Source organism: Endobacter medicaginis, from assembly GCF_014192375.1.
In the GTDB taxonomy this organism is placed as follows: domain Bacteria; phylum Pseudomonadota; class Alphaproteobacteria; order Acetobacterales; family Acetobacteraceae; genus Endobacter; species Endobacter medicaginis.
In genome coordinates this window covers 1-18185 of record NZ_JACHXV010000004.1, presented here as the reverse complement: position 1 = coordinate 18185, position 18185 = coordinate 1, and the positions used below count along the sequence as shown (strand labels likewise).

At 68.1% G+C, this 18185-nt stretch carries 17 protein-coding genes; 8 read left to right on the top strand and 9 right to left on the bottom strand.

Going from position 1 to position 18185, the window contains the following annotated elements; translation table 11 throughout:
- Positions 1 to 59: 59 nt before the first annotated feature.
- Positions 60 to 899, bottom strand: coding sequence for an ATP-binding protein (locus FHR90_RS05805; protein ID WP_176624912.1), 840 nt, complete (start codon positions 897 to 899; stop codon positions 60 to 62).
- Between the two features lie 83 nt (positions 900 to 982).
- On the opposite strand from FHR90_RS05805, the gene yajC reads away from it, so the two are divergent.
- A complete protein-coding gene (yajC, locus tag FHR90_RS05800) occupies positions 983 to 1321 on the top strand; it encodes a preprotein translocase subunit YajC (RefSeq protein ID WP_218062087.1) in 339 nt (112 codons plus the stop codon).
- A gap of 7 nt (positions 1322 to 1328) precedes the next feature.
- On the opposite strand, the gene FHR90_RS05795 is transcribed toward yajC, so the two are convergent.
- From FHR90_RS05795 to FHR90_RS05780, 4 genes are read right to left on the bottom strand one after another with little or no spacing between them, the layout of a single operon-like run.
- Entirely contained in the window at positions 1329 to 1820 is a 492-nt protein-coding gene (locus FHR90_RS05795; protein ID WP_176624910.1) for a GNAT family N-acetyltransferase, read from the bottom strand.
- Positions 1817 to 3283 carry a xylulokinase gene (gene xylB, locus FHR90_RS05790; RefSeq protein ID WP_183274909.1) on the bottom strand — a complete coding sequence of 489 codons (1467 nt, stop codon included), beginning with the start codon at positions 3281 to 3283 and terminating at the stop codon, positions 1817 to 1819. The genes FHR90_RS05795 and xylB overlap by 4 nt, the downstream gene beginning before the upstream one ends.
- 1 nt (position 3284) lies before the next feature.
- Entirely contained in the window at positions 3285 to 4604 is a 1320-nt protein-coding gene (xylA, locus tag FHR90_RS05785; protein WP_176626062.1) for a xylose isomerase, read from the bottom strand.
- A gap of 50 nt (positions 4605 to 4654) precedes the next feature.
- Positions 4655 to 5668 carry a LacI family DNA-binding transcriptional regulator gene (locus FHR90_RS05780; RefSeq protein ID WP_183274908.1) on the bottom strand — a complete coding sequence of 338 codons (1014 nt, stop codon included), beginning with the start codon at positions 5666 to 5668 and terminating at the stop codon, positions 4655 to 4657.
- A 286-nt stretch (positions 5669 to 5954) separates the two neighbouring features.
- Here FHR90_RS05780 and xylF point away from each other — a divergent pair, with 286 nt between their 5' ends.
- From xylF to FHR90_RS05765, 3 genes are read left to right on the top strand one after another with little or no spacing between them, the layout of a single operon-like run.
- Positions 5955 to 7016: a D-xylose ABC transporter substrate-binding protein gene (xylF, locus tag FHR90_RS05775; protein ID WP_176623926.1), complete on the top strand. Its 1062-nt coding sequence runs from the start codon at positions 5955 to 5957 to the stop codon at positions 7014 to 7016.
- A 42-nt stretch (positions 7017 to 7058) separates the two neighbouring features.
- Complete coding sequence (locus FHR90_RS05770) at positions 7059 to 8621, top strand: xylose ABC transporter ATP-binding protein (RefSeq protein ID WP_176623928.1); 1563 nt, start codon at positions 7059 to 7061, stop codon at positions 8619 to 8621.
- Complete coding sequence (locus tag FHR90_RS05765; RefSeq protein WP_176623930.1) at positions 8621 to 9835, top strand: sugar ABC transporter permease; 1215 nt, start codon at positions 8621 to 8623, stop codon at positions 9833 to 9835. The genes FHR90_RS05770 and FHR90_RS05765 overlap by 1 nt, the downstream gene beginning before the upstream one ends.
- Positions 9836 to 10024: 189 nt before the next feature.
- On the opposite strand, the gene FHR90_RS05760 is transcribed toward FHR90_RS05765, so the two are convergent.
- Positions 10025 to 10633: a superoxide dismutase gene (locus FHR90_RS05760; protein ID WP_176623932.1), complete on the bottom strand. Its 609-nt coding sequence runs from the start codon at positions 10631 to 10633 to the stop codon at positions 10025 to 10027.
- Between the two features lie 125 nt (positions 10634 to 10758).
- Between FHR90_RS05760 and FHR90_RS05755 the strand changes: the two genes are divergently transcribed.
- Positions 10759 to 11454 (top strand): squalene/phytoene synthase family protein, encoded by a 696-nt coding sequence (locus FHR90_RS05755; protein WP_183274907.1) that lies wholly within the window; start codon positions 10759 to 10761, stop codon positions 11452 to 11454.
- Between the two features lie 127 nt (positions 11455 to 11581).
- Complete coding sequence (locus tag FHR90_RS05750; protein ID WP_183274906.1) at positions 11582 to 12133, top strand: hypothetical protein; 552 nt, start codon at positions 11582 to 11584, stop codon at positions 12131 to 12133.
- A gap of 3 nt (positions 12134 to 12136) precedes the next feature.
- Here the strand turns inward: FHR90_RS05750 and FHR90_RS05745 are convergent, their stop codons facing one another.
- From FHR90_RS05745 to uvrA, 3 genes are all read right to left on the bottom strand, one after another.
- Complete coding sequence (locus tag FHR90_RS05745; RefSeq protein WP_176624293.1) at positions 12137 to 12415, bottom strand: MarR family winged helix-turn-helix transcriptional regulator; 279 nt, start codon at positions 12413 to 12415, stop codon at positions 12137 to 12139.
- 267 nt (positions 12416 to 12682) lie between these two features.
- Positions 12683 to 13579 carry an NAD(P)-dependent oxidoreductase gene (locus FHR90_RS05740; RefSeq protein ID WP_176624291.1) on the bottom strand — a complete coding sequence of 299 codons (897 nt, stop codon included), beginning with the start codon at positions 13577 to 13579 and terminating at the stop codon, positions 12683 to 12685.
- A 9-nt stretch (positions 13580 to 13588) separates the two neighbouring features.
- Complete coding sequence (gene uvrA, locus FHR90_RS05735) at positions 13589 to 16516, bottom strand: excinuclease ABC subunit UvrA (RefSeq protein ID WP_176624289.1); 2928 nt, start codon at positions 16514 to 16516, stop codon at positions 13589 to 13591.
- Between the two features lie 168 nt (positions 16517 to 16684).
- Between uvrA and ssb the strand changes: the two genes are divergently transcribed.
- Together ssb and FHR90_RS05725 are read left to right on the top strand one after the other, a co-directional pair.
- On the top strand, positions 16685 to 17278 hold the full coding sequence (gene ssb / locus FHR90_RS05730; protein ID WP_183274905.1) for a single-stranded DNA-binding protein: 594 nt from the start codon (positions 16685 to 16687) through the stop codon (positions 17276 to 17278).
- Between the two features lie 173 nt (positions 17279 to 17451).
- Positions 17452 to 18111, top strand: a complete 660-nt coding sequence (locus FHR90_RS05725) for an alpha/beta fold hydrolase (protein ID WP_218062212.1) — start codon at positions 17452 to 17454, stop codon at positions 18109 to 18111.
- The last annotated feature ends 74 nt before the right edge of the window (positions 18112 to 18185 follow it).

Sequence of the window (18185 nt, the reverse complement as noted above, 5' to 3'; positions counted from 1 at the left end):
ACCACTCGGACAACGGATAGAAGTCTTTTTGCTTCTTTTTCTTCAGAAAAAGAAGGCCTCTACTCTGCGTTGCGCGCCGCATAATCCACGAAGAACTGCCACGCCACCCGCCCCGAACGACCGCCGCGCTCCATCGCCCAGGCGAGTGCTTCGGCCCGCAGGCGCTCTGGATCGGGCGAGAGCCCGGCGTCGCGCACATAACCCTCGATCATCGCCAGATAGGTCGCCTGGTCGACATTGTGGAACCCCAGCCACAGCCCGAACCGGTCCGACAGCGACACCTTCTCCTCCACCGCCTCGCCGGGATTGATCGCGGTGGCGGATTCGTTGTCGATCATCGCCCGCGGCATCAGGTGGCGCCGGTTCGAGGTCGCATAGAACAGCACGTTCTCCGGCCGCCCGCGGATGCCGCCATCGAGCACCGATTTCAGCGCCTTGTAATCCGCATCCTCGCGCTCGAACGACAGATCGTCGCAGAATACTACGCAGCGGCGCGGGCTGGCACGCAGGATCTCCAGCAGAGCGGGCAGGGTGGTCAGGTCGTCGCGCTGGATCTCGATCAGCGCCAGCGCGCCGGGCCGTGCGGCGTTGATCTCGGCATGTACCGCCTTGGCCAGCGACGACTTGCCCGTTCCCCGCGCACCCCACAGCATCGCGTTGTTGGCCGTGTGGCCATCGGCGAAGCGCTGCGTGTTGTCGAGCAGCACCCGTGCCTGCCGCTCGACCCCCTGCAGCAGGCCGAGGGACACGCCCGCCACGCGCGACACCGGTGCCAGCTGCGCCGGCGGTCCGGGCTGCCAGACAAACGCATCCGCGCCATCCGGTGCAGGGGGAAGGGGTGGTTTCGGCGCCAGCCGGTCGAGCGCGTCGGCGATGCGGGCAAGCAGGTCGTGTTCCATGCCTCTTGCGTGCGTGTCGCCGGGGCTTGCGTCAAGCGCCGCGCCGATTATGGTCCGCGCAATTCAATTCCGCCGGAACCATCATGAACCCGATCGCCGCTGCCTATGCCCAGTCTGCCGGTGCCTCCGCGCCCACCAGCCTGACCCAGAACCTGGTCAGCTTCCTGCCGCTGATCCTGATCTTCGGCGTGTTCTGGTTCCTCATCATCCGTCCGCAGATGACCAAGCAGAAGCAGCAGCGCGCCATGGTCGCGGCTCTGAAGCGCGGCGACCGCGTCTCGGCCAACGGCATCCTGGGCACCATCACCCGCGTGCGCGAGGACTCCAACGAGGCCGAGGTCGAGATCGCCCCCCAGCTCCGCATTACCGTGCTGCGCGACACGCTGGTCCCGGTGATGGTCAAGCCCGCGAACGACAAGTAGGCCGCCTCTACAGGCGTCGGTACATCACCAGCACGTCCACCTCGCCCAGACGCGGGTGGACGAACGCGCCCGGCAGCCGCCCCACGATCGCGAACCCCATCGACTCCCACAGCGCGACTGCGCGGGTATTGCTGGTGACGACGAAATTGAATTGCATCGCGGCAAAGCCGAGCGTGCGGGCGACATCGAGCGAATGCGCGCACATCGCCCGCGCCACGCCCCGCCCGGTCGCAGGGCTGGCGGTGACATAGCCGCAATTGGCCACATGCGCCCCGCCGCCCGGCTGGTTGGCCTTGAGGAAATAACATCCCACCGGCCCTCCCGGCTCCTGCGCGATGAAGGTGTGCCGGTCCGAAGCCAGCCACACCGCCACACCCGCGTTGCGGCCGAGCCCGCGATCCAGCGCATAGGTCTCGCCGGACCGGATCACCGGCTCGACCATCGCCCAGATCGCGTCCGCGTCCGCGATCGTGGCCGGGCGAATCGTCAGCCCGGTCATGAGGGCGCCGCCACCTGTTCCAGGGCCGGCGCGAGCCCGCGCCAGCGCGTCAGCACCTCCGCATAAGCCTCGCGCAGGGCAGGGCGGGGCTCCAGTGTCGCTGCCCGCGCCGGCGGCGCCATCACCTCGCGCCACGCGCCCTCGCCGGCCGCACAGATTGCCAGCCGTGCCGCTCCGAACGCCCCGCCGATTTCGGCGCCGTCGGGCACATCGATCGGCAGGCCCAGCACATCAGCAACGATCTGCAACCACAGGCGTGATCTTGCCCCGCCGCCTACCGCCCAGGCCCGCTCCACCCGCGTCCCGGCCGAGGACAGCGCATCGAGACAGTCGCGGAACGCGAACGCCACCCCCTCCAGCACGCCCTGCGTCATCGACACCCGGTCCGCCTCCTGCCCGAGCCCTGCGAACCCGCCGCGCAGCCGCGCGGAGTTGTGCGGCGTGCGCTCGCCCGACAGATAGGGCGCGAACAGCACCGAAGATGGCCGCTCCACTCGCTCGCCGAGCGCGCTGATCAGTTCCGGCACCGGCGCCACCAGCAGCCGCGACAGCCATTCGAGTGAATCGGAGGCCGACAGGATCACCCCCATCTGATGCCAGGTGTCCGGGACCGCGTGACAGAACGCGTGCACCGCCTGCTCCACATTGGGCGCGAAGCGCTCGGTGCTGGCGAACAGCACTCCCGACGTGCCCAGCGAGACGAACGCGCTGCCCGGCGCCACCGCACCGATCCCGCACGCCGAGGTCGCATTGTCGCCACCCCCGCCGGCCACCACGACCGGTCCGCTGATGCCCCAACGCTGTGCCAGCTCGGCGCGCAGCATGCCGCCCGCCGCGCTGCCCTCGACCGCACGCGGCATCTGCACCTCCGACAGTCCGGTGAGGGCAAGGGCGCGCTCCGACCATCGCCGCGCGCCGACATCCAGCCAGGCGGTGCCCGACGCGTCCGACATGTCGGTGACCGCCTCGCCGGTCAGGTGCAACCGCACGTAATCCTTCGGCAGCAGCACCAGCGCGACCTGCTCGAAGATCCGCGGCTCGTGCGCGCGTAACCACATCAGCTTCGGCGCGGTGAAGCCGGGCATTACCGGATTGCCGATGATGTCGAGGATCTCGGGATGCTCGCGCTGCAAACTGGCCGCCTCGGCGGCAGCCCTCGTATCGTTCCACAACATCGCCGGACGCAGCACCTTGTGCGATGCATCCAGCAGCGTCGCGCCATGCATCTGCCCCGACAGCCCGATCCCGCGCAGCCGCGTCAGCGCCGTCGGCGCTTCCGCCGCGATCGCATCGACCGCCGCCTCGCTCGCGCGCCACCACTCCTCCGGATCCTGCTCCGACCAACCCGGCTGCGGCCGCGAGACGCCGAGCCCGACCGAAGCGGTGGCGAGCACCGCCTGGTCCTCGCCGATCAGCACCGCCTTGACCGAGGAGGTGCCGATATCGATGCCGAGATAGGTCATCTCAGAAGAACCTTGCCAGCATGTTCTCGATCTTTTCCTGTCCGCCCGAGCGCGGTCGCGGATCGACATCCCGCGACAGTGCATCGGCCGCGATCGCCTCCAGCGACGCCCCGGCACCCAGCATCGCCTGCGCCTCGGGCCGTTCCCAGCCTGCATAGCGCGCGGTGCGGAAGGCATCGAGACGCCCATCCTCGACGATCTGCGCCGCGATCAGGAACGCTCGCGCACACAGATCCATCGCGCCGACATGGGCGGCGACCAGATCGTCGAGATCGATCGACTGTCGGCGGATCCTGGCGTCGAAATTCATCCCGCCCATGCCGAGCCCGCCGGCGCGGATCACCTCGATCATCGCGAGGGTCATGTCGTGGAGGTTGTTGGGGAACTGGTCGGTGTCCCAGCCCAGCAGCGGATCGCCGCGATTGACGTCGAGCGAGCCGAGAATGCCCAACGCCCCCGCGGTGGCAATCTCGTGCTCGAAACTGTGGCCGGCCAGCAGCGCATGGTTCGCTTCGAGATTGAGCTTTACCTCGCCCTCCAGCCCGAAGCGCCGCAGGAAGCCGTAAACGGTCGCCGCATCGAAATCATACTGGTGCGCTGTCGGCTCCTTCGGCTTCGGCTCGATCAGGATCTGTCCGGTGAACCCGATCCGGTGCTTGTACTCGACCACCAGCGACAGGAACCGCCCCATCTGCTCGAGCTCGCGCCCCATATCAGTGTTGAGCAGTGTCTCGTAGCCCTCGCGCCCGCCCCACAGCACGTAGTTCGCGCCGCCGAGCGCCTGGGTGGCGTCCATGCAAGCCTTCACCGTCGCCGCACTCCAGGCGAACACCTCCGGATCGGGATTGGTCGCCGCCCCGGCCATGAAGCGCGGATGCGAGAACAGGTTCGCCGTCCCCCACAGCAGCTTCGTGCGCGAGCTCTCCATCTTGCGGCCGAGATACGCCGTCATCTCCTCGAGCCGCCTCAGCGTGCCGGCGAGGCTGTCATCCTCTGCCACCACATCGCGGTCGTGAAAACAGAAGAACGGCACATCGAGGATGCGAAAAAACTCGAACGCCGCGTCCGCCTTGGCCCGCGCCATCGTCATGGCGTCGCCCTCCGCCATCCAGCCGCGCCGGATGGTTGGCGCGCCGAACGGGTCCGCCCCGTTCATCACGAAACTGTGCCAGTAGGCCACCGCAAACCGCAGATGCTCGCCGAGCGGCCGCCCCATCACCACCCGACCGGCATCGTACCACCGATACGCCAGCGCCGTTTCGCTCTGCGGCCCCTCGTAGCGCACCGTCTCGAACCCGGAGAACTCCCCCGTGGTCAGCATCGTCCCCTCCATGATCCCGTTCCTCTTCTTGTCGTTGTCCCGCGCCTGCTTCAGGGCAGGTTCTCGCGCAGGAAAATCCGTGTTCGTACATGGGGTGGGCGCGCCGTCTCACCGCGCACCAGCGCGCGCAGCGCCCCCAGCGCCTCCGCCGCCGCCTGCGCGCGATCCTGGTCGAGCACGACGGTGAAGATGCCGTCCAGCAGCGCCTCGCGCGCATGCGGCGTCAGCTCATGTGCGATCGTCACGGGCCGCGCGTCGCTGTCGCGCAGCGCCGCCACCACCCCGCGATTGCCCGCGCCCGCGCTGTACAGCGCCACGAGATCGCGGTGCTCGCCGAGCAGCGCCGCCAGCAGCGGGCGCGTGCGATCGCTGTCGTCGAACCCCTCGATCACGCCCGCCAGCGACAGATGCGGATAATCGCGCCGCAGCACCTGCTCGAAGCCCAGTCGGCGCTCGACATGGTCGTGCAGCGTCATGTGCCCGACCACCATCGCCACCCGGCCCGACGCTCGCGTCATCCGCCCGATCAGCGCCGCCGCGACCCGCCCGGCCGCCTTGTTGTCGGCACCGACGAAGGCCTGCCGCCGCGACGGTGTGACATCCGACACCAGCGTCACCACCCGGACGCCGCTGCCCGCCAGCCGATCGATCTCGCGCTGCACCGCGGGCGAATCGATGCCGACCAGCGCCACCCCGTGACAGTGCTCCGGGTCCAGCGCGACGAGGGCGCCCACCAGCGAACGGTCGTCGAACGCCCGGTACCCGATGACCGTCACATCGACCCGCTGCTCGACCATCGACCCGGCCAGCGTCAGCACCGAGGCGCGCAGCGCGTTCATGAAGCTGTTCGGCCCTTCGGGGATCACGAAAGCGTAGCGCTCCACCTTGCGCGTCGCGAGCCCGGCGGCGAACGCGTCGCGCCGGAATCCCAGCCGCCCGACCGCGCCCTGCACCCGCTCGATCGTGGCCGGGCGTACGCCGCCGCGATTGTTGAGCACGCGATCGACCGTCGCGACGCTGACCCCCGCTTCTGCCGCGACATCGAAGACGGTCACCCGGTTCATGGGTCCAGCGACCTACGCCGAGTTCTGAGTTACGTCAATCATGCGCCCCTCACGTCGCGTCGCAATTGACACAGTTCTCGCGCACCCGGCATGCGAAATCCGGAATACAGCAGCCATTTCCATTGCTTTCCGCAATGCAGCAAAATTTCGTTCCAATTCCGGCCCTTGCGTAACGCACCGCATTCTGCTTTCAACTTTCCCCCAAGATCGCCATTCAGAGCGGTTGGACACTGAGCGACGCCCCCGCACGGCAACGATTCGTGCGGGGAGCGCAGGGAGGATACGGATGATCACTCGGTCACGCGCGAAGGCGCGCGTCTCTGGTATCGCGCGTCGGCGCGTCGGCGCACTGGCGCTTTGCGCCGGCTTCGCGCTGGGCGCGGGCATCGCGACCACCGGCCAGGCGCGCGCCGACGCCGCCCACCCCAAGATCGGCTTCTCGATCGACGACCTGCGTCTCGAGCGCTGGGGCCATGACCGCGACTATTTCGTCGCCGCCGCCAAGGCTCTCGGCGCCACAGTCAACGTCCAGTCCGCCGACGCGTCTGAAGAGCGCCAGACCGCCCAGATCGAGAACCTGATCTCGCGCGGCATGGACGTGATCGTCATCGTGCCGTTCAACGGCAAGGTTCTGGCCAACACCATCGCGGAGGCGAAGCAGGCCGGCATCAAGGTGATCTCCTACGATCGCCTGATCCTCGATTCCGACATCGACGCCTATGTCTCCTTCGACAACGTCCGCGTCGGCCAGATGCAGGCTCAGGGCGTCGTCGATGCCGCCCCCACCGGCAACTACTACCTGCTCGGCGGCGCGCCCACCGACAACAACGCGAAATTGCTGCGCGAAGGCCAGATGAAGGTGCTCAAGCCGCTCGTCGACGGCGGCAAGATCCAGATCGTCGGCGCGCAGTGGGTCAAGGAGTGGAGCCCCACGGAAGGCCTCTCGATCGTCGAGAACGCGCTGACGGCCAACAACAACAACATCCAGGGCATCGTCGCCTCCAACGACGCCCTCGCCGGCGGCGCCATCCAGGCCCTCGCCGCGCAGGGGCTGGCCGGCAAGACCGCCGTCTCCGGCCAGGACGCCGACCTCGCCGCCGCCCAGCGCATCGTCAAGGGCACCCAGACGATGACCGTCTACAAGCCGCTCAAGCTGATCGCCACCACCGCGGCCCAACTCGCCGTCGACCTCGTGCGCGGCAAGTCCCCTGCCTACACCACCAAGATGAACAACGGCATGAAGGACGTGAACACGATCCTGCTCACCCCGATCCCGCTCAACAAGTCCAACATCGACCGCCTCGTGACGGACGGGTATTTCACCCACGCCCAGATCTACGGCAACTGAGAGACCTTCCGGGATCGTCTGCCGGTTGAAGGCGAGCACTTCATGACCTCACCTTATCTTCTGGAGATGCGCGGCATCACCAAGGACTTTGCCGGCGTCGTCGCTCTTGGCGGCATCGACCTGCGCGTGCGCGAGGGCGAATGCGTTGGCCTGTGCGGCGAGAACGGCGCCGGCAAATCGACGATGATGAAGGTGCTGTCCGGCGTCCATCCTTACGGAAGCTGGGGCGGCGAGATCCTCTGGCGCGGCGAGCCCCTGCGCGCCGCGTCCGTCCGCGACACCGAGGCCGTCGGCATCGTCATCATCCATCAGGAGCTGATGCTGGTGCCGCAGCTCTCGGTGGCCGAGAACATCTTCCTCGGCCGTGAGCCGCACAACGCGGCCGGACTGATCGATTTCGACCGCATGTATATCGAATCCGCCCGTCTGCTTGCCGAGCTGCGCATGGGCCATATCGATCCCACCCAGCCGGTCTCGCGCTATGGCGGCGGGCAACAGCAGCTCATCGAGATCGCCCGTGCGCTCAGCAAGGATGCAAAATTGCTGATCCTCGACGAACCCACCTCGTCACTCACCTCCACCGAGACCGCCACCCTGCTGCGCCTGGTCCACGACCTCAAGGCGCGGGGAACCGCCTGCGTCTACATCTCGCACAAGCTCGAGGAAATTGAGGAGATCGCCGATACCGTCACCGTGATCCGCGACGGCCGCTTCGTGGGCGAGGCACCGATGGGAGAACTCACCCGCGCCGACATCATCCGCCTGATGGTCGGCCGCGACATGAGCAACCTCTTTCCCCGCGAGGCGCACGAGATCGGCGACACCATCCTGCAGGCTGTCGGCATCACCTGTCTCGATCCCGACAACCCCGCCCGCCGCCGCGTCGACGACGTGTCGTTCTCGGTGCGCCGCGGCGAGATCCTGGGCATCGCCGGCCTGGTCGGCTCGGGCCGCACCGAACTGGTCAGCGCCATCTTCGGCGCCTGGCCCGGCAGCCATAGCGGCGAGATCCTGCTCGACGGCAGGCCCGTGCGCATCCGCACCCCGCGCGACGCGGTGCGCCTTGGCATCTGCATGGTGCCCGAGGACCGCAAGCATCACGGCATCGTCCCCGGCCTCGCCGTCGGCTACAACATCTCGCTCTCGGTGCTGGGCGACCTCACCCGCGGCGGCCTGATCGACGAGGCGCGCGAACTCTCCGACATCGACGCCGCCATCTCGCGCCTGCGCATCAAGACCGCATCCCCCCTGCTGCCGATCGCCAATCTCTCGGGCGGCAACCAGCAGAAGGCGGTGATCTCCAAGATGCTCGGCCCCAACCCGCGCATCCTGATCCTCGACGAGCCGACGCGCGGCGTCGATGTCGGCGCCAAATACGAGATCTACAAGCTGATCTTCGCCCTGGTGCGTGAGGGCCTGTCGATCATCATGGTTTCCTCCGAGCTGCCCGAGGTGCTCGGCATCTCCGACCGCGTGCTGGTGATCGGGGAAGGGCGCCTGCGCGGCGATTTCGTCAACGACGAGACCCTGACCCAGGAACGCATCATGGCCGCCGCCATCAACGCTCAACCGATCAGTGAACTTTCCGCCGTGAGCCATTCGTGATGACCCAGGGACCGCCTCCAGCCGCCATCAGCCCCGCCGTCGCCGAGGCCGCCATCGGCGAACGCCGCCGCACCTTTCGCGCCGAACACATCAAGACCCTGTTCTCCCGTTACAAGATTCTCGCCCTGCTGGTCGCGATCGCGCTGCTCTGGGCGCTGTTCGCCCACGCCACCGACGGCGATTTCCTCACCGCGCGCAACCTGTCCAACCTGCTGCGCCAGATGGCCATCACCGGCATGCTCGCCTGCGGCATGGTGTTCGTCATCATCGCAGGCGAGATCGACCTTTCGGTCGGCTCGCTGCTCGGCCTGCTCGGCGGCATCTCCGCCATCCTCGACGTCCAGTTCCATCTCCCGCTCGCGCTCAACATCGCCATCGTGGTGCTCGCCGGCGGGCTGGTCGGCGCGTTCAACGGCTACTGGGTCGCCTGGCTGCGCGTGCCTTCCTTCATCGTCACCCTTGCCGGCCTGCTCGCCTTCCGCGGCATCCTGCTCGGCATCACCGGCGGCGTGACCATCGCCCCGGTCTCGCGCCCGCTCGTCGCCGTCGCCCAGAGCTACCTGCCGACCGTGGCCGGGTGGATCCTCGCCGCCCTGGTGTTTGCCACCCTCGCCACGACGCAGATGATGTCGCGCCGCAAGCGCGCCGCGTTCAACCTCGCCGTGCCGCCGCTCTGGGCCGATCTCGCCCGGCTCGCCGTCTATGCCATCGGCATCTTCGGCTTCTTCGCCATCCTCGACGCCTATCGTGGCGTGCCCCTGCCGGTGCTGGTGGTGATCGTGCTGCTCGGCGTGCTCACCGTGATGGCGCGCCGCACCGTGTTCGGCCGCCGCATCTATGCCATCGGCGGCAACATCGAGGCCACCCGCCTGTCCGGCGTCAACGTGCAGATGGTCAAGCTGCTGGTGTTCGTGCTGATGGGGGTGATGGCCGCTCTCGCCGGCATCTCCACCACCGCCCGCCTCGCCGCCGGCTCCCCCTCGGCCGGCTCGCTGCAGGAACTCGACGCCATCGCCTCCTGCATCATCGGCGGCACCTCGATGCGCGGCGGGGCAGGGACGGTGTTCGGCGCACTGACCGGCGCCCTCATCATGGCCACGCTCGACAACGGCATGTCGATGCTCGGCGTCGACACCTATTGGCAGATGATCGTCAAGGGCGGGATCCTGCTGCTTGCCGTCTGGCTCGACGTCGCCACCACCTCGCGCAGGTGAATGGCGCCTGGAACGGCCATCTGGCGCGCGTTTGCTGCGCTTCGGTGCTCACGGCCATCAAGGCGGCTCCGCTCCGGGTCTCGCAAGCCTCACGCCATCTGGCCATTCCAGACGCCATTCACGACCGCCGACTGAAACGAAAAACGGGCGCCGTGGGGCGCCCGTTTCGTCTCGTGTGGGGAAGGGGGGTCAGGCCGCCTTCAGCGCGGCCTCGGCGTATTCGTAGTTCGCCAGCTTGTCGAGGTAGTTGGTGACGTAGTTCGGACGCACGTTGCGGAAATCGAGGTAGTAGCTGTGCTCCCACACGTCGAGGGCCAGCAGCACCTTGCCCTCGCCGGTCGCCAGCGGGTTCGAGCCGTTCGGCGTCTTGGTCGCCTTCAGCTTGCCGTCGGGCCCCAGCACCAGCCACGCCCAGCCCGAGCCGAACTGTGTCGTCGCCGCCGTCTTGAACGCGTCCTTGAACGCCTCGACGCTGCCGAAATCCTCGACGATCTTGCTCTCCAACGCCCCCGGAATGCCACCGCCGTTCGGCGAGAGGTTCTGCCAGAAGATGATGTGGTTCCAGTCCTGCCCGGCATTGTTGAACACGCCGGCCAGATCGGGCTTGTCCTTGCTGAACAGAACGATCTCCTCGAGCGACTTGCCCTGCAGATCGGGGTTCTTCTCGACGAACCCGTTCAGCGCGGTGACATAGGCCTGGTGGTGCTTGCCATGATGCAGCTCCAGCGTCTCCTGGCACATGCCCTTCGCGGCAAGCGCATTGGTCTGGAAGGGCAGCGGCGGCAGTTCGAAGGCCATGACGGCATCTCCATTGATGGGATGTCCAAGAGCTATGAGCCTGCCCCGGACCCGTCAAGGCGCGTCGCCGTGATGTCATGTGCCCCGGCTTGCGCTGCAGCCCGCGCAACGCGCATTCAGGCGCCATGCCCGGACCCGCATTGCCTCAATTCGTCGCCCGCCTCCGCCGCGACGACCCCGACCGCTTCTTCGCCGTCCTGCTCGCCCCCGCTGCGCTGCGCGCCGACCTCGCTTTGCTCGCCGCCTTCGACCTCGAGATCGAAGCCGCCGCCCGCCGCCGCACCGAGCTCGCCGGCCCGTACCCGGCGCTGATCCGCCTGCAATGGTGGCGCGACCTGATCGAAGGGCGCACCGCCGATCCCAACCACGGAATCGCCGGCCCGCTGCACGCGGCGCTTGCGCAGGGCAGGGTGGCTGCGTCCGACCTGCTCGCCATGCTCGATGGCCGCGAAGCCGAGGCCGAGGGCGTCCCCGACTGGCCCACTTGGCACGATGCCTTGCGCGCTTCCGCCGGCGGCTGGGCCATCGCCTCCGCCCGCCTTTTTGGCGTCGATCGCCCCGAGCACCTCGCCCCGGCCGGCATCGCCCGCGCGATCTGGTCGATCCGCCCCGACACCGCCTTCCTCCCCGCCGGCGCCCGCTTCGACGACCTTCCGGCCGCCGCCGCCGCCGTGCTGGACGCAGCCGGCCGCCTCGACCTGTCGCGCCCCGCCCGCATGCTGCTGCTGCCCGCCCGTGCCGCCCGGATCCGTGCCCGTCACACCGGCCTCGCCGTGCAGGCGTCGATGCTGCGCCTGTGGCTGTTCGGCGGTGGACCCTGACACTCCGTTCCACCTGCGGAAACACGGACCCCGACCCGTTGCCAGCCGCCCGCAACACGGTCATCACATCACCCGGCTGCACGCGGCGACCACAGGCTCGCGCGCCGGCCGAATGAGGAGTTCCAGCATGCCGAAGGCGATCCGCCTCCTGGCCCCGCTCGCCCTGACCTGGCTCGCCACCCCAGCGCCCGGCGCCGACCCCGCCCCGCCGGTGCTGGCTCCGGCCACCATCGCCCGTTTCTACGAGCAGGCCGCCGCCTTCGCCGCCCAGCGCAGCGGCATCGCCCTCGACCTGCCCGGCCGCATCCCGCCGCCGGCCCCCGGCCAGCACCTCACCGCCTGGGCCGATCCCGCCCTGAACCGCCGCCGCCACGCCGCGATCTCGTTCGACACCACGCCCGACTGCCACGGGGCGCATTATTGCAGCCTCGGCGCCGTGACCGTCTCGCCCGCCGCCCCGCAGCCGATGCGCGACCTGCACGGCATGCTCATCACCCGTCGCCTGCCCGACGGCACCTTGTTCACGCCTGAACACGCCATGGCCGACACGTTTCCGGCGCAGCTCCAGTGGCGCGAGGGCAGCCTGACCTACACCGTCACCTGGTCCGGCCTTCCCCCGCAGCGCGCCGAGGCGATCCTCGCCGCCGTCCGCCGCTCGGCAGGCGCACTCCCCGGCTGAGTGTCAGCCGAGCCGGCCCAGCAGTCCGGTGAGCGTCATCAATTCCGCATCCGACAGCCCGCCGAAACTCTCGCGCAGCCGCGTCGCATTGTCGCAGATCAGTCGCTGCGTCGCCGCGTGCCCGGCCTCGGTTAGGCGACAGAGAACCCTGCGGCGATCGCTGTCGCACGGGTTGGTCACGACCATCCCCTCGCGGACCAGCGCATCGATCAGGTCCGAGACCGTCGCCCGTGACACCCGCATCGCATCCACGATATCGCGCTGCGGCAGTGCGATCTCCACACCACAGCAGGGCGAGCACCTGGAACCGCCCGGGACTGACCGCATCCGACCCGAGCCAGCGGGCGAGGGTATTGTCCACCGCGTGCACGCTCGAGCGCAGCGTGAACAGCACCTCGAGCGCAAGCACATCGCTCGCCGGCAGCACCTCCGCATAGCGACGTCGCAACGCATCCGGCGGAACCATCGGCTCGGGACGGCCGTCGGCACGTTTGGACAAGATCGGTTTCCTCGCGGGTGGGCGTGGCAGAGGGCAGCCCGTTGCTGCGGTCAGTCCTTGGGCCGGTTGCCGGCAAAATCCTCCAGCATTCCCACCACGCAGGCATAATCGTCCGCATCATGCTGCGTACGTGCGGCGGCAAAGAGCTGTGTCGCGGCGGCGATGCTGCCCATCGGCATTCCCAGCCGCCCGGCATCGGCCAGCAGCAGCGACAGATCCTTGTGCATCAGCTTGACCGGAAACTGCGGTGAGAAATGCCGGTCCGCCGCCAGCCCGAGCTTGCGCTGGTGATGCGGCGAGATCACCGCCAGGCCCTCCAGCGTGTCGAACAGCGTCGCGCGGTCCAGCCCGGCGGCGAGGCCATAGCCGATCGCCTCCGAAATCCCCGCATAGGCCTGGCCCATGATGCCGTTGACGGCGAGCTTCATCGTCGCGCCCATGCCGGACGCACCGACATGCACCGTCTTCTTGCCGATCAGATCGAAGATCGGCTGCGCGCGCGCCACATCCGCCGCCTCGCCCCCCACGAGCACCACCAGCTCGCCCGCCTCCGCCTCCGGCGTCGAGCCCGAAACCGGCGCATCCAGCACCGCCACCCCCTGCGCGCGTGCTGCTTCCGCTAGATGCAGCGCGGTCTGCGGCGAGATGGTCGAGGTGTTGATCAGCAGCTGCCCCGGATGGCACGCGGCCAGGAACCCGTCCTCGCCATAGGCCGTGCGCTGCACCACCTTGTCGTTGGGCAGCGAGATCACCACGATCTCCGCCGCCCGCACCACATCCTGGGCGGAGGCGAGAAAACTCACCCCCTCCTTGTTGTTCTCCGAGCTGCGCGAGGGCGCATAGGCGGCGATCACATAGCCACCACGGCGCAGGTTCAGCGCCATGCGCTTGCCCATCGCACCGAACCCGATGAACCCGATCGTCTCGGGTCGCGGCTGTTCAGGCATCGTCACTCCTCAGGCACTGGCCGTCGCACGCTTCCTTTTGGCCCCAACCGCGCCCCGCGTCGAGACCGCAGCCGGCGCCGCCTCCCGCCGCAGCAGCGGTGCGAGGAACCGCCCGGTATGGCTGTGCGGATTGGCCGCGATCACCTCCGGCGTGCCCTCGGCGACGATCCGCCCGCCGCCCTCGCCACCCTCCGGTCCGAGATCGAGGATCCAGTCCGCGGTCTTGATCACGTCGAGATTGTGCTCGATCACCAGCACCGAATTGCCCTGGTCGACCAGCGCATGCAGCACTTCCAGCAGCTTGCGCACATCCTCCGCATGCAGCCCCGTGGTCGGCTCGTCGAGGATATACAGCGTCCGCCCCGTCGCCCGCCGGGCCAGCTCCTTGGCCAGCTTCACCCGCTGCGCCTCGCCCCCCGACAGCGTCGTCGACGACTGTCCCAGTGCCACATACCCCAGGCCCACCCGCTGCAGGATCGACAGCCGGTCATGGATGCGCGGCACGGCGGAGAAGAACGGCACCGCCTCGTCCACGCTCATCGCCAGCACCTCGGCGATGGACTTGCCGCGAAACTTCACCTCCAGCGTCTCGCGGTTATACCGCGCGCCACGGCAGGTGTCGCAGGTGACGAACACGTCCGGCAGGAAGTGCATCTCGATCTTCAGCACCCCGTCGCCCTGACACGCCTCGCAGCGCCCGCCCTTGACGTTGAAGCTGAACCGCCCGGACTTGTAGCCGCGCGCCTTGCTCTCCGGCAGCTCGGCGAACCAGTCCCGGATCGGCGCGAACAGGTCGGTATAGGTCGCCGGGTTCGACCGCGGCGTCCGCCCGATCGGCGACTGGTCGATGTCGATAATCTTGTCCAGCAGCTCGATCCCGTCCAGCCGCACATACGGGGCAGGGACCTCGCCCGACCCCATCAGCCGCCGCGACAGCGCCTTGTAGAGCGTATCCACCACCAACGTGGACTTGCCCCCGCCCGACACGCCGGTGACACAGGTGAAGGTGCCGAGCGGAAAATCCGCATCCACATCGTGCAGATTGTTGCCCGACGCGCCGACCAGCCTCAGCCGCCGCTTTGCATCCACCTTCCGCCGCGCCTTCGGCACCTCGATCCGCCGCCGCCCCGACAGATACGCCCCCGTCAGGCTGTCGGGGTGGGCCGCCACCTCCGCCGGCGTGCCTTGGGCGATCACATGCCCGCCATTGACCCCCGCCGCCGGCCCCATGTCGATCAGATGGTCGGCGGCCCGGATCGCATCCTCGTCATGCTCCACCACCAGCACCGTGTTGCCGAGCGTCTTGAGCCGCTCCAGCGTGCCCAGCAGCCGCTCGTTGTCGCGCTGATGCAGCCCGATCGACGGCTCGTCCAGCACATACAGCACGCCCGTCAGCCCCGACCCGATCTGGCTGGCGAGCCTGATGCGCTGGCTCTCCCCGCCCGAAAGCGTTGCCGACCCGCGTGCGAGGGTGAGGTAATCCAGCCCCACATCGTCGAGGAACCGCAGCCGCTCGACGATCTCGCGCAGGACGCGTCGCGCGATCTCCGCCTTCTGCGCCGGCAGTTTCCCCTCGACGTCACGGAACCAGTCCAGCGCGCGGCGGATCGGCATCTCCGAGGCCTCGGCGATGGTCAGCCCCGCCACCTTCACCGACAGCGCCTCCGGCTTCAGCCGCGCGCCATGACACACCCCGCACGGCCGCTCCGCCCGATACCGCGCCATCTCCTCGCGCACCCAGGCGCTGTCGGTCTCCGCGTAGCGCCGCTCCAGATTGCGCAGCACGCCCTCGAACGGCTTCGTCACCTTATAGGCGCGCGAGCCCTCCTTGTAGGTCAATTCCACCGCCTCGCTGTCTGTGCCGAACAGCACCGCGTTGCGGAACGTCAGCGGCAGGTCCTCCCATGCCACCGTCAGCTTCACCCCGTAATGCGCCGCCAGGCTCTGCAGGGTTTGCGCATAGTACGGGCTCTTCGCATTCGCCCAGGGGGCCACCGCCCCGCCGGCCAGCGTCAGCCGCTCGTCCGGCACCACCAGATGCGGATCGAACACATGCTCCACCCCAAGCCCGTCGCATTCCGGACACGCCCCCTGCGGCGCATTGAAGCTGAACAGCCGCGGCTCGATTTCCTCCAGCGTGAACCCCGACACCGGACAGGCGAACCGCGACGAGAACACCGTGCGCACCGGCTCACCGGAATCGCCGGCCCGCACCGCTTCCTCGGTATAGGCGATCCCGTCCGCCAGCCCGAGCGCACTTTCAAAACTCTCCGCCAGCCGCTGCTCGATCCCCGGCTTGACCACCACCCTGTCCACCACCGCCTCGACCGTGTGCTTGAGCTTGCGGTTCAGCTTCGGCACATCGCCGATCTCGTGCAGCACGCCATCCACTTTCACCCGGGTGAACCCGCGCCGCTGCAGCTCGGCCAGTTCCTTCTGGTATTCGCCCTTGCGGTCGCGGATCACCGGGGCCAGCAGCAGCAACCGCGTGCCCTCATCCATCGCCAGCACCCGGTCCACCATCTGGCTGACCGTCTGCGCCTCGATCGGCAGCCCCGTCGCCGGTGAATAAGGCGTTCCTGCCCGCGCCCACAGCAGGCGCATGTAGTCGTGGATTTCCGTGACCGTGCCGACGGTGGAGCGTGGATTGCGCGAGGTGGTCTTCTGCTCGATCGAAATCGCCGGCGACAGCCCCTCGATCGAATCGACATCCGGCTTGCCCATCAGCTCGAGGAACTGCCGCGCATAGGCCGACAGGCTCTCGACATAGCGCCGCTGCCCTTCGGCATAGATCGTGTCGAACGCCAACGACGATTTGCCCGACCCCGACAGCCCGGTGATCACCGTGAGCCGGTCGCGCGGGATCGCCACATCGATGTTCTTGAGGTTGTGCTCCCGCGCCCCTCTGACCCGGATCGCCCCGCTGCTGCCGCTCATCTTGCCCCTTGCCGCGCCGAGGCGCCGCCATGTTCACTTTGCGTTCACAATGAGATAGGGTGCCGCCGCCCCTATGGAAAGCCTAAACTCCGCCTGTCCCGATTTGGTTCGGCGGCCTATAGAGGCGCATCGATAGATACCACTCGCTAAAGTGCGGAGAGCATCGCCATGGCCGGCAGCGTCAACAAGGTCATTCTGGTCGGCAATCTGGGCAAGGACCCCGAGATCCGCAACGCCCAGTCCGGCTCCAAGATCGCCACCTTCACCCTCGCCACCTCCGACACCTGGAACGACCGCGCCTCCGGCGAACGCAAGGAGCGCACCGAGTGGCACCGTGTGGTGGTGTTCAACGAACGCATTTCGGACGTGGTAGAGCGCTTTCTGCGCAAGGGCCGCAAGGTCTACGTCGAGGGCAGCCTGCAGACCCGCAAATGGACAGACCAGTCCGGCCAGGACCGCTACACCACCGAGGTGGTGATCGACCGCTTCAACGGCCAGCTCGTCCTCATCGACAGCCAACGCGGCGGCGGTGACGACAGCGGCGACTCCGACTCCAACGGCGGCTACGGTGCGCGTTCCGGCGGCGGCAACGAGATGGGCGGCGGCTACGGCGGCGGCCGCGCGCTTTCCGGCCCCTCCGGCGGCGGCAACCGCCAGAGCGGCGGCATGGGCGGCAACAATCGCGGCGTCCAGGGCGGCGGCGGCACCCAGGGCGGCTGGGAACCCGGCGCCAGCGATCTCGACGACGAAATCCCGTTTTAAGTGAGGGCGGGCGGGGTACCGCCCTGCACCCGTCGGAGTCTCAGGCCCCGGACTCCGGTCGATCAGGCGATTACCCACCCGCCGTCCATTCCGCGCGCTGGGCTCTGAGGGGCATGATCTGGAGCGAACATGAGCCCCGAGGTATTCGCCTGCTTCGGGTCCAGATCGGTGGGATGACCTTCGATGTGGCAGAAGCGGGTTCGGGCGACCACCTTGCCCTCTGCCTCCATGGTTTTCCCGAATTGAACTACGCCTGGCGCTACCAGATGCTCCTGCTTGCCCGGATGGGGTATCGGGTCTGGGCACCCAATCAGAGGGGCTATGGCGGATCGTCGAGGCCGGGCGGCGTCCAAGACTATACTGTCGACAAGCTTGTCGCCGATGTCGCGGCACTGTTCGATGCAAGCAAGGCTGCACGTCTTACGCTCATCGGCCATGATTGGGGTGGCTTTGTCGCCTGGATTTTTGCGATCAACAGGGTTCGCCCCGTCGAGCGACTGGTGGTGATGAACAACCCCCATCCGGCCTGCCTGCGCGAGGCACTGAGGCGCTGGCCTCAACGGCGACGCAGCTGGTACATCGTGGCAATGCAGATCCCATGGTTGCCGGAGTGGTGGCTTTGCCGACGTGACGGCGTGGCGATCCGCCGACTTTTTCGCGGAATGGCCGTCGACAAGTCGCGCTTTTCTGATGCGCTTCTCGACATTTATGCCGCCGCGGCATGCGAGCGTGGGGCTGTCAGGGCCATGGTCAACTGGTATCGAGCCGCAGTTCGCTGGACGAACTGGATGAGGCTTCCGAACGACTGTCGCTGTACCGCCCGCAGATTGTGAGACACCGATCTGAAGCCTACGCGGCGACGGCCGCGAGTGGAAGCTGCGCGGCGCGGATTGCGGCCGGTGGCCGG

What these genes read in the sequence shown, in the direction of transcription:
- FHR90_RS05805 (WP_176624912.1), bottom strand. Translation starts at nt 899, where the DNA reads ATGGAACACGACCTGCTTGCCCGCATCGCCGACGCGCTCGACCGGCTG.
- yajC (WP_218062087.1), top strand. Translation starts at nt 983, where the DNA reads ATGAACCCGATCGCCGCTGCCTATGCCCAGTCTGCCGGTGCCTCCGCG.
- FHR90_RS05795 (WP_176624910.1), bottom strand. Translation starts at nt 1,820, where the DNA reads ATGACCGGGCTGACGATTCGCCCGGCCACGATCGCGGACGCGGACGCG.
- xylB (WP_183274909.1), bottom strand. Translation starts at nt 3,283, where the DNA reads ATGACCTATCTCGGCATCGATATCGGCACCTCCTCGGTCAAGGCGGTG.
- xylA (WP_176626062.1), bottom strand. Translation starts at nt 4,604, where the DNA reads ATGCTGACCACGGGGGAGTTCTCCGGGTTCGAGACGGTGCGCTACGAG.
- FHR90_RS05780 (WP_183274908.1), bottom strand. Translation starts at nt 5,668, where the DNA reads ATGAACCGGGTGACCGTCTTCGATGTCGCGGCAGAAGCGGGGGTCAGC.
- xylF (WP_176623926.1), top strand. Translation starts at nt 5,955, where the DNA reads ATGATCACTCGGTCACGCGCGAAGGCGCGCGTCTCTGGTATCGCGCGT.
- FHR90_RS05770 (WP_176623928.1), top strand. Translation starts at nt 7,059, where the DNA reads ATGACCTCACCTTATCTTCTGGAGATGCGCGGCATCACCAAGGACTTT.
- FHR90_RS05765 (WP_176623930.1), top strand. Translation starts at nt 8,621, where the DNA reads ATGACCCAGGGACCGCCTCCAGCCGCCATCAGCCCCGCCGTCGCCGAG.
- FHR90_RS05760 (WP_176623932.1), bottom strand. Translation starts at nt 10,633, where the DNA reads ATGGCCTTCGAACTGCCGCCGCTGCCCTTCCAGACCAATGCGCTTGCC.
- FHR90_RS05755 (WP_183274907.1), top strand. Translation starts at nt 10,759, where the DNA reads ATGCCCGGACCCGCATTGCCTCAATTCGTCGCCCGCCTCCGCCGCGAC.
- FHR90_RS05750 (WP_183274906.1), top strand. Translation starts at nt 11,582, where the DNA reads ATGCCGAAGGCGATCCGCCTCCTGGCCCCGCTCGCCCTGACCTGGCTC.
- FHR90_RS05740 (WP_176624291.1), bottom strand. Translation starts at nt 13,579, where the DNA reads ATGCCTGAACAGCCGCGACCCGAGACGATCGGGTTCATCGGGTTCGGT.
- uvrA (WP_176624289.1), bottom strand. Translation starts at nt 16,516, where the DNA reads ATGAGCGGCAGCAGCGGGGCGATCCGGGTCAGAGGGGCGCGGGAGCAC.
- ssb (WP_183274905.1), top strand. Translation starts at nt 16,685, where the DNA reads ATGGCCGGCAGCGTCAACAAGGTCATTCTGGTCGGCAATCTGGGCAAG.
- FHR90_RS05725 (WP_218062212.1), top strand. Translation starts at nt 17,452, where the DNA reads ATGACCTTCGATGTGGCAGAAGCGGGTTCGGGCGACCACCTTGCCCTC.